The organism is Streptomyces sp. NPDC049597 (assembly GCF_040675505.1).
In the GTDB taxonomy this organism is placed as follows: Bacteria; Actinomycetota; Actinomycetes; order Streptomycetales; family Streptomycetaceae; genus Streptomyces.
Window position 1 is genome coordinate 40,661 of sequence record NZ_JBFAOY010000041.1, and the last position, 10,255, is coordinate 50,915.

3 protein-coding genes are annotated in these 10,255 nt (G+C 67.9%); 2 read left to right on the forward strand and 1 reads right to left on the reverse strand.

Features of this window, described 5'->3' with window-relative positions:
• The first annotated feature begins 260 nt into the window (after positions 1 to 260).
• Together AB0K02_RS30455 and AB0K02_RS30460 are read left to right on the forward strand one after the other, a co-directional pair.
• A complete protein-coding gene (locus AB0K02_RS30455; protein WP_365995796.1) occupies positions 261 to 8,867 on the forward strand; it encodes a DNRLRE domain-containing protein in 8,607 nt (2,868 codons plus the stop codon).
• 102 nt (positions 8,868 to 8,969) lie between these two features.
• Positions 8,970 to 9,368: a hypothetical protein gene (locus AB0K02_RS30460; RefSeq protein WP_365995797.1), complete on the forward strand. Its 399-nt coding sequence runs from the start codon at positions 8,970 to 8,972 to the stop codon at positions 9,366 to 9,368.
• Positions 9,369 to 9,399: 31 nt separating this feature from the next.
• Here AB0K02_RS30460 and AB0K02_RS30465 read toward each other — a convergent pair whose 3' ends face one another.
• Positions 9,400 to 9,753, reverse strand: a complete 354-nt coding sequence (locus AB0K02_RS30465) for a hypothetical protein (protein ID WP_365995798.1) — start codon at positions 9,751 to 9,753, stop codon at positions 9,400 to 9,402.
• Positions 9,754 to 10,255: the final 502 nt, after the last annotated feature.

Below are 10,255 nucleotides of genomic sequence, written 5' to 3' on the forward strand. Positions count from 1 at the left end.
GGCCACCGAGTCAGGGGATTGCCCCAGTGCGAGGCCTCGGGGTGCCAGTTCGTACGCCACGCGCGGTGCGAGCCAACGCCTGGCGCCTGCCGCTGGGCGGCATCGACCAGATACGCTCCGCCGTGCGACTGATTCCCCGATTCGGATCAACCATCCTGTATGTCGCCCAGTTTGACGGAACATCAGTACGGTGGTTAGAACCCTCGACCTGAAACCGGCGCATCGCCGACCGGTTTCAGTTATCCGGAGGGAATTACCACGTGAATGTTCGCTCAAGACGGCTGCTGACTGCGGCCGTCGCCGCCGCGATGACCGGCACGCTGATACAACCGGTGTCACCGGCCGTCGCGGATTCCAAGCCGCAGAGATTCGACGAACAAAGATGGCGGGAGGAACTCAGGGACTGGGAGGAGTCCGGCCGCAAGGGCGACCCGCCGGCCCAGCCCGCCGAGGGCGTCGTCCGCAACGAGCGGCTGCCCAAGGGGAAGCCGGCCGCCAAGCCGACCCGCGTCGCCGAGCTCACCGCCCGGCGCACCCCGCACTCCCGCTCCTGGCTGCTTTCCGACGGGCGGATCCAGGCCGAGGTGTCCGTCGCGCCCACCTCGTACCGCGACGGGAAGACCTGGAAGACCGTCGACCCGACGGTGACCCCCGCCGACCGCGTGGGCTTCGACTTCGCCAACACCACCAACACCGGCCGGAGCTGGTTCGGCTCCGACCCGAAGCGCCTCCTGCGGTTCGAGACGCAGGACGGCCACGCCGTCACCCTCGGCCTCGCGGGGGCGGGCAGCAGGCTGAAACCCGCCGCCAGGGGCAGCGCCGTGAGCTACCCCAACGCGTTGCCCGGTGGCGCCGATCTGACGTACCAGATCGGTCCCGGCCGGGTGAAGGAGAATATCGTCCTGGCCGAACGGCCCAAGGGCCCGGTCAGTTTCACCTTCACCCTGGACGCCGACGGCCTGACGCCGAAGGCCCGCAAGGACGGCTCCGTCGAGTTCTACGGCGAGGCCAAGCACCCCGTGCTCGTCATCCCGCCGGCCTTCATGACCGACGCCCGCAAGGACGCTGACTCCCCGTACGGCTACGCCTCCAGCGACAAGGTCGCCCAGACGCTGACCCGGTCGGGTAAGGGCTGGAAGCTGACCGTCACCCCCGACGCGAAGTGGCTGGCCAAGCCAGAGCGGCAGTACCCGGTCACCGTCGACCCGACCCTCGCGATCGCGCCGACGCCGTCGGAGTCGCAGGACACGATGATCCTGTCCTCCGCCGCGAGCACCAACTACAACACCACCTGGCGGCTGTCCGCCGGACTGGACTCGGCCGGCGCCGCTGCCCGCGCACTGGTTCGGTTCGGTCTGTCCGGCGTCCCCGCCGGGACCAAGCTGGACGACGCGCGGCTCCAGCTGTACTACGACCAGACGCACACCGGCGTGAGTCCCGGCGCCCCGGTGACCCTCGGCGCCTACCGTGCCACGACGTCGTGGCTCGCCAGCAACGCCACCTGGAACAGCGCCAACGGTCTGGTCGGCGAGCTGTCCGCAACCTCCTCCGTCGTCGACGACGGCGACGCGGGGACCACCGCGGCCCAGGGTGCCTGGCCGGCCTCCAGCAACGCGGCCTTCACCCAGTACGCCATCAACCGCGACTACCTGTACAACAAGGACGCGACCGCGGGTGACACATACACCTGGCAGCCCACGCTGCCCGAGGACGGCACCTACCAGGTCGACGCCCATGTGATCCCGGCCGACGACCGGTCCACCGCCGTGCCATACACCGTCACCTACGACGGAGGAAGCAAGCCGTACACGGTCGACCAGAAGACAGGCACCGGCGGCATCTGGAAGCCGCTGGGCGCGCACCCGTTCAAGGCGGGCACGGCCGGCAAGGTCGTCCTCGGCGACGGGCCGGCGTCCACGTCCACCGCGGTGATCGCGGACGCGGTCCGGTTCACCAAGGCCGGTACCGTCTCGATGCCGGCGAACACGTATAACAGGTGGCACTCGTTCTCGGTGAAGGACACCGTCCAGTCCTGGATCGACGGCACTCAGACGAACAACGGCTTCGTCATCAAGGCCGTCAACGAGGCCGCCGGTGCGCCGAAGGGCGGTCCGCGCTACGAGGCGTCGGAGTTCGGCTACGGCGGTGAGACCGTCAACTACCCCAGGCTGGTCCTCACCTACGCCCGTCCCGGCGTGACGCTGAACGCGCCCTCGGTGATCCACGACACCGGCGCCGAGCTGACCTGGTCCTCGTACGCCGATCCGTCGGCCGCGACCGGCGACGACATCGTCGAGTACCAGGTCCACCGCAGCGTCTACCAGACGTTCACGCCGTCGGCCACGACCCTGGTCTCCCCGGTGGCGTCCGGCACGACGTCGTACACGGACACCTCGGCGACGCCGACACCCGCCGACGACGCCGACCCGTTCGGCCGCGCGTACTACTACATGGTCGCGGTCAAGACGAAGGACGGCCAGGTCGTCCCGGCCCCGACCCAGCTGGTGCGCCTGCCGAAGGCCGGCCGCACCACCAAGATCATCGAGGCCGTGCAGGACACCACCCTGTCCTCGGCGGAGTCGACCCTGCCGCACGACACCATCCAGGACGGGGCTCCGCAGAACTGGCTGACCGTCGGCAACAACTCGGTGACGTACGGCAAGACCCGCACCCTGCTGAAGTTCCCGGCGCTCGGCATACCCACCACTGCCCGGGTCCTGGATGCGAACGTCCGGCTGTGGGGCACCCAGAGCACGATCCAGTCCTCCGGCACGGTCTACGAACTGCGGCCGCTGACCCGCGACTTCGACGAGGCCACCGCGACCTGGGTCAAGGCGGACGCCACCACCAACTGGACCGCTCCCGGAGGTGACCACGGCACGGCCGTCGCCGACACCGTCGGTCAGATGACCAACGACCCCGCACGCCACGAGTGGAACGTCACCTCGCTCGCCCAGGGCTGGGTCACCACTCCGTCGTCGCAGCAGGGTGTGCTCATCAAGACGGCCAACGAGGCCGCCTCGCAGGAGCGGACCCTGTTCCTCTCCTCGGAGGCGCCCGAGCAGCGCCTGCGCCCGCGGCTGGTCCTCACGTACATCGACTCCACCACCGAGTCGACGTACTACGCGCCGCACACCCCGGCCCGGATGATCCCCGGCGACATACACAATGTCGAGGTCACCCTCACCAACACCACCGCCTCCAACTGGAAGGCCGCCGACCACGTCCTCACCTACAAGTGGGCCCTGCCGGACGGCACCGACCGAACGAACGGTGGCAACCAGGTGCAGACCGCCCTCCCGGCCGATGTCTCGCCCGGCGGGTCCGTCACCGTCCAGGCGCAGGTCAAGACCCCGATCAACTCCGACGAGGGCAACAAGCGCACGGACTACGTGCTGACCTGGGACATCCTCGACAAGACCGCGGGTACCTGGCTGTCGGGCACCGGCGGCATCGCCGGCCTGAAGCAGAACGTGGCGGTCGAGGACCCGACCTCGAACCAGCTCGGCCTGGAGAAGTTCTACTCGTACGCGGGTGAGAACACCGGCGCCGGCTCGTCCGTCATGAACAACACGGCAGCGGGCAACACGGTCTGGCAGTACAACGCCTTCAGCAACCCGGGGCGCGGTCTCGGCACGTTCGTGCGCTTCGCGTACAACTCGCTCGACACCTCCGACACGGTGCTCGGCCACGGCTGGTCCGCCCAGGCCGCCGGTCCGATCCGGCTCGGCGCGGCGCTGGACTTCCACCCGAATCCGAACCCGACCGAGGTGACCCTGCCGGACGGCGACGGCACCGCGCACGTCTTCCGCTGGGACAGCGCGACGAGCGTGTGGAAGGCCCCGGCGGGCGTGCACTACCTGCTCCAGCAGAAGGCGGGAGTGGACTGCAAGCCGTCCAGCGACGGCGATCCGCAGGCATGGTCGCTGACCCGCCCGGACCGGACGCAGTTCTTCTTCGACTGCGACGGCTTCCTCACGTCGATCGTGGACAAGAACGGCAACACGCAGCGGTACACGTACGAGGAGCGCAAGTCCAACAACAAGCCGGTCAAGTTCCTCTCGTACATCACGGACCCGGCCGGCCGGCAGTCGCTGACCGTCGAGTACTACACCAAGGCCGACAGCAACAACCCGAAGATCATCGACCACGTCAAGTCGATGACCGACATCTCCGGGCGGAAGCTGGCCTTTGAGTACTCCGACAAGGGCCTGCTGACCGCACTCACTGACGGCGTGGGCTCGGCCCAGCCGAAGGTGTTCGGCTTCACGTACGACGCCACCCAGGGCAACAAGAACGTCAAGCTCGTCAAGGTCACCGACCCGCGCGGCCATGACACCCAGCTCGCCTACCACGCGCCGCAGACGGGTGACGACCCGAAGTTCCACTGGTGGACGAAGACCGTCACCGACCGGCTCGGCGGCACCACCGGCTACGTCTACCAGGATCCCGACGGCTCCGCCGGCTCGACGATCGAGACGAAGGTCACGGACGCCGAGAACCACACCGGCACCTATGTGATGGACGGATACGGCCGGGTCACCCAGATCACCAACGCGGCCAACCTCACCACCAAGCTCAGCTGGGACGCGGACAACAACGTCACGCGCCTGGAGGAGGCCAACGGAGCGGTCAGCACCTGGTCGTACGACCCGAAGACCGGCTACCCGCTGGAGCAGAAGGACGCCGAGGCCAACAAGAACGGCACCGCCGCGGCCACCTTCACCTACCAGTACGGTCTCGGCGGCCACACCGCCGAGCTGTTCCAGAAGAAGTCCCCCGAGGGGCGCACCTGGCAGTTCGGCTACGACTCCCGGGGCAACCTGACCTCGGTCACGGACCCCAAAGGCGTGGAGACGACCACCACCGAGGGCGACTACACCACCACCTACGCGTACAACTCCTACGGTCTGCTGACCAAGGCGACCGACGCCAACGGCAACGCGACCACCAACAGCGACTTCGGACCGACGGGATACCCGGCGAAGATCACCGACGCGCTGCAGAAGTCGTCCACGTACGTGTACGACGAGCGCGGCCAGGTCACGCAGGTGACCGACGCGCTGGGCAAGAAGACCACGCAGACGTACGACGTGTACGGGCGTCCGCTGGTCTCCACCGCACCGAAGGACCAGGCCGCCGGTGACCTGATCACCACCCCCGCCCCGGTCTACGACGCCAACGACAACGTCACCGTCTCAACCTCGCCGAACGGCGCGGTCTCCACGGCCGTGTACGACAAGTCCGACCAGGTCGTCGAGGCCACCGCGCCCAAGGACACCGCCACCCAGGCGGACCGCAGGACCCTCTACACCTACGACAAGGTCGGCAACCTCAAGACGACCACCGAGCCGAAGGGCGCGGCCACCACGGCCGACCCGAACGACTACCGCACCACCAACAACTACGACGCGATCTACCAGCTCACGTCCGTTGTCAACGCGGCCGGTCACACGGTCTCGTACGGGTACGACAACGTCGGCAACGCGATCAAGGTCGTCGACCCGAAGAAGAACCAGAGCGCGGACCCGGACGACTACACATCGAAGACGGCGTACGACCTGAACCACCGGGTCGTCTCCGTCACCGACGCGGCCGGCAAGGTCACCAAGCGGGAGTACGACAAGGACTCCCTTGTCATCGCCACGGTCGACCAGGAGAACAACCGCTCCCTGATCGCCTACGACGCGCGGGCCAAGGCGATCGAGATGAAGGTGCCGCACGACGGCACCTCGACGATCACCTACCGCACGTCCAAGTACGAGTACGACCAGGTGGGCAACACCGTCAGGGTGGTCTCCCCGCGCGGCGTGGACACCGCCGCCGCGGACGACTTCACCGCGGAGACCACCTACGACGCGCTCAACCGGCCGTCCCGGCAGATCCAGCCGTACGACCCGGCCGACGCGCGTTACAACAGGAAGGTCTGGACGGAGACCACGTACGACGAGGTCGGCCGTGTCTCCAAGGTCTCCGCGCCGCCGTCCGAGGGGCAGACCGTCCGCAACGACACCACATACAGCTACTTCGACAACGGCTGGGTCAAGTCGTCCACCGACCCGTGGGACATCGTCACCACGTATGGCTACAACGACCTGGGCCAGCAGACGGCGAGGACGCTGACCTCGGCGGGCGGATCCTCCAGCCGCACCATGGGCTGGGACTACTACCCGGACGGCAAGCTCAAGACCCGTACCGACGACGGTGTCCCGGTCGGCAGCGCGGTCGTGCTCGTCGACAACTCCGACACCCAGAACACCTCGGCCACGGGGACCTGGACGAAGGGCGACCTCACCGGCCAGCAGGGCTACGACCACCAGGTCCACGCCGCCGGCACGGGCACGGACGCCTTCACCTGGACCCTCAACATCCCGAAGGACGGTACCTACACCGCCTACGTCAAGTTCCCGAAGGTCGCCGGGGCCGCCACGACCGCGAAGTACACGGTCACGCACTCCGGCGGCACGACGGACAAGACGATCGACCAGAACACCGCCGCCGGAACCTGGGTGCCACTCGGCTCGTACGCCTTCACGCGGGGCAACGCGGCCCAGCTCCGGCTGTTCCAGAACAGCGGCGGCGCGGTCGTCGCCGACGGCGTCAAGCTCGTCCGCGACAACTCCGGTGACAGCGACACCGAGAAGCGGACCTTCACTTACGCCTACGACCTCAACGGCAACCTGACCTCGATCGACGACACCTCTTCAGGTGCCAGGATCGACGCCTACACGATGACCTACACGGGCCTCAACGAGGTCCAGAAGATCACCGAGGCGCTTGCGGGCCAGGAGAAGCGCTCCACGTCGTACGTCTACGACGCCAACGGCCAGCCGGACACGGTCACCCACCCCGACCAGTTCAACAAGTACACCTACGACTTGAGGGAACTGGTCAAGACGGTCTCCGTCGGCAAGACCGCGGCCGACGCCTCGCCCAAGGTCACCCAGTACACGTACACCGACCGCGGGCAGAAGCTGCGCGAGACCAAGGCCAACAGCAACACCGTCGACTACACCTACTTCCTCGACGGGGAGATCAAGAACTCCGTCGAGAAGAAGGCCGACGGCACGCTCGTGGCCGAGCACACCTACGCCTACGACGCCAACGGCAACAAAGCGCGGGACGTGGCGAAGAAGATGAACGCCGACAACCACGCGGCGTACCTCTCCTCCACCACCGACTTCACCTACGACCCGGCCGACCGGCTCGCCACGTCGGTCAAGACCGGCAACGGCGCGGGCACCGAGTCGTACGTCCACGACGACAACGCCAACGTCGTCTGGCAGAACGTCAAGGGCACGGAGACGTCGTTCACGTACGACCGCAACCGGCTGCTCTCCGCCTCCTCGGGCGGGTCGAAGGCGACGTACAACTACGACCCGTTCGGCCGTCTGGAGACGGTGACGGGCGGTGGCCAAATCGTCCAGCGCAACGTCTACGACGGCTTCGACCACGTCGTGGAGAACAGCAAGCTGACCGACACCGGCGGCCAGGAGGTCACGAAGTACACCTTCGACCCGCTGGACCGCACAGCGTCGAAGACGACGGGCGGCAAGACCACCGACTTCACCTATCTCGGCCTGTCCGGCGAGATCCTCGGTGAGGCGGAGGCGGGCCGGCTGACGAAGTCGTACCAATACAGCCCGTGGGGCGAGCGTCTCTCGCAGATCAAGCACAACACGGACGGCTCGACCGAGGACAGCTACTACGGCTACAACAGCCACACCGACGTCGAGACCCTGACGACGAAGGACGGCGACACCCGGGCGACGTACGGCTACACCGCCTACGGCAAGGACGACACCTCCGAGTTCACCGGCATCGACAAGCCCGACACCGCTGATCCCGCGAAGGAGGCCTACAACCCCTACCGGTTCAACGCCAAGCGCTGGGACGCCCAGTCCGGTACCTACGACATGGGCTTCCGGGACTACAGCCCCGGACTCAACCGCTTCACCAGCCGCGACATGTACAACGGCGCACTCGCCGACATGCGGCTGGTCAGCGACCCGATGACGGGCAACCGGTACGCCTTCACCGGAGGCAACCCGGTCAGCTTCGTCGAGCTCGACGGACACTGCTACCCGGCGGCCACCTGCTACGGCGGCGGCGACTCGTCCGGCACCTCGTCCGGATCCACCAGCAGCGAGTGCGACCAGTACGGCTACCACGTCAAGGACGCCTGCATGGCGGCCGGTTCGGGCTCCCCGACCGGCGACGGCGAGGACTTCCTGTGGGGCATGGGGCGGATGATCGCCTCCACCCTGGAGTTCTTCGGCGAGGTCGGACCGGGCTGCTGGTTCCAGGACTGCGTCACCTTCCAGGAGGACTACGACGAGTTCGCCGAGGAGCACGGTGCCGACACCGGCTCCGACATGTACGGGAGCGGCGAGGTGGTCGCCGGACTGCCGTTCCTCGTACGGGGCGCGTTCCAGATGCTGCGCAGGCTCGCCGCGGGCGCAGAGGTGGCGCAGGCCGGCTCCGTGTGGAAGCTGCCGGCCAACGAGCGCGGACTCGCGATCGAGGACATGCGCGGCGGAAACCTGCCGAACAGCTTCCCGACGATCGACCGCTGGGACGCGGCCACCGGAACCGCGACCAGCATCAAATCCATCGACACCAGCCTGGCCTCGTACCAGCAGGCGTCCAGTATCCGGGGCCTCGGCCGCAAATACGTTCGTGACATGGCCAACTTCACCGGCCGGACCTGGCGCGGTACGACGGTCGACGGCAGCGCGATCCAGGCCCGCAGGCTGGAGATCGGCGTCCCGCCGGGCATGAGCAGCGCGCAGCAGCAGGCGCTGGACGACGTCGTCACCTACGGACAGACGCAGGGGGTGGTCGTAGAGGTCTTCGAAGTGCCGTGACCTACGGGGCGGCCGGGCGGCACTCCCGCCGCCCGGCCGCCCCGCCGTCCGTGGTTACACTCCACCAGCCACCAGCACCACGACATCGCGAGGACGAATCAGATGCCCGGACAGGGACTGGCCCAGGACATTCAGGTCTACTCCGAGTGGATCGCCCAGGCGCTCAGCAGCTCAGGCTACCGCGTGGACTTCACGCCGGACAGCGCGCGTGAGATCGAGCGCTTCCTGGCCGAGTCCGCGGACGCCGGGAACCCCGTCCCGGGCGGCCTGCTGGCCGAGGACACCGGCGCCCGGCTGTTCGCCGTCGGCGCCTACGTGGGAGAACTGATCCGCCGTACCAAGGGCGGGGAGTGGGTGGTCGACGACGCCGACCCGCAGGGCGAGATCAACGTGGAACTCCACCTTCCCGACGGGTCGGTCGTCTGGCCGGTCCAACGGGTCCTCAAGCGCTTCTACGGTGACGCCACGGAGAGCATCGCCGTGTACGTCGCCGCGCTCTGAACCGCCTGCCGGGCCCGGTCCACGGGTCCGCTCAGAGCGGGTAGTCCTCGCCGTCGTCGCCCTGCACCTTCGCATTGAGCAGGGCGGCGACGGCTTTCATCTTGGCCAGCAGCACGTCGTCCGGGTTCTTCACGGTGATCACGCCCTCCCGCAGGTCCAGCCAGGCGCCCTCGGTGTCGACGGCCGGGTGCGTCACCATCCGCGCCAGCAGCGGGTTCTCGTACCGCAGGACGGCGTCGCCCCCCTCCACCGCCGCCTCCGCGGCCCCGGCCATCTCCAGCTCGGGATCGCCCTTGACCACCGCGGTCCACTCGTCCGCGCCGATCGGCTCGCCCTCCTCGTCCCACCAGAAGTCGCGTCGCGTGATATGTACGTCGTAACCCATGGCCCTATCGTACGAGCGGCGCAGCGCACGCGGCCGCGAGGCTGCAGCGGGACCGCCGGCAGCGGACCGCCGTCGTAGCCTGGGACGGGCAACCCGTGACCTCCGCGCTGAGGAACCGTCTGCGATCGCGTCGTCCTGCGACCTGCCGATCCCAGGCGTACCGGAAACACCCGGCGGCAACGGCGTGGTTCTCCGTCAACCGCCGGGCTGCCACGGCGGGGTCTGCCCCCAGTCCCAGCGGGGACGGGCGCCGCCCCCAGTGGGGGCGGGTTCCGGTCCGAGTAGATCAGGGCCATGCGTGTGCCCCACTCGATGTAGATAGACGAATACGGCCCGGAAATCGGGGACCGTTGGGAAGGCCAACCTCGCCGGCGGTGTCGAGCAGGCGGTGTCGAGTAAAAGGTCGACTTACTGATCGTTTCAGAATGAAGTTCGTTGTGGGGCTTGGCAGTTGCGTGTTGAGTCGGCAGGATCTGTGGGGTGTCTGCTGATCTTGTGCCTG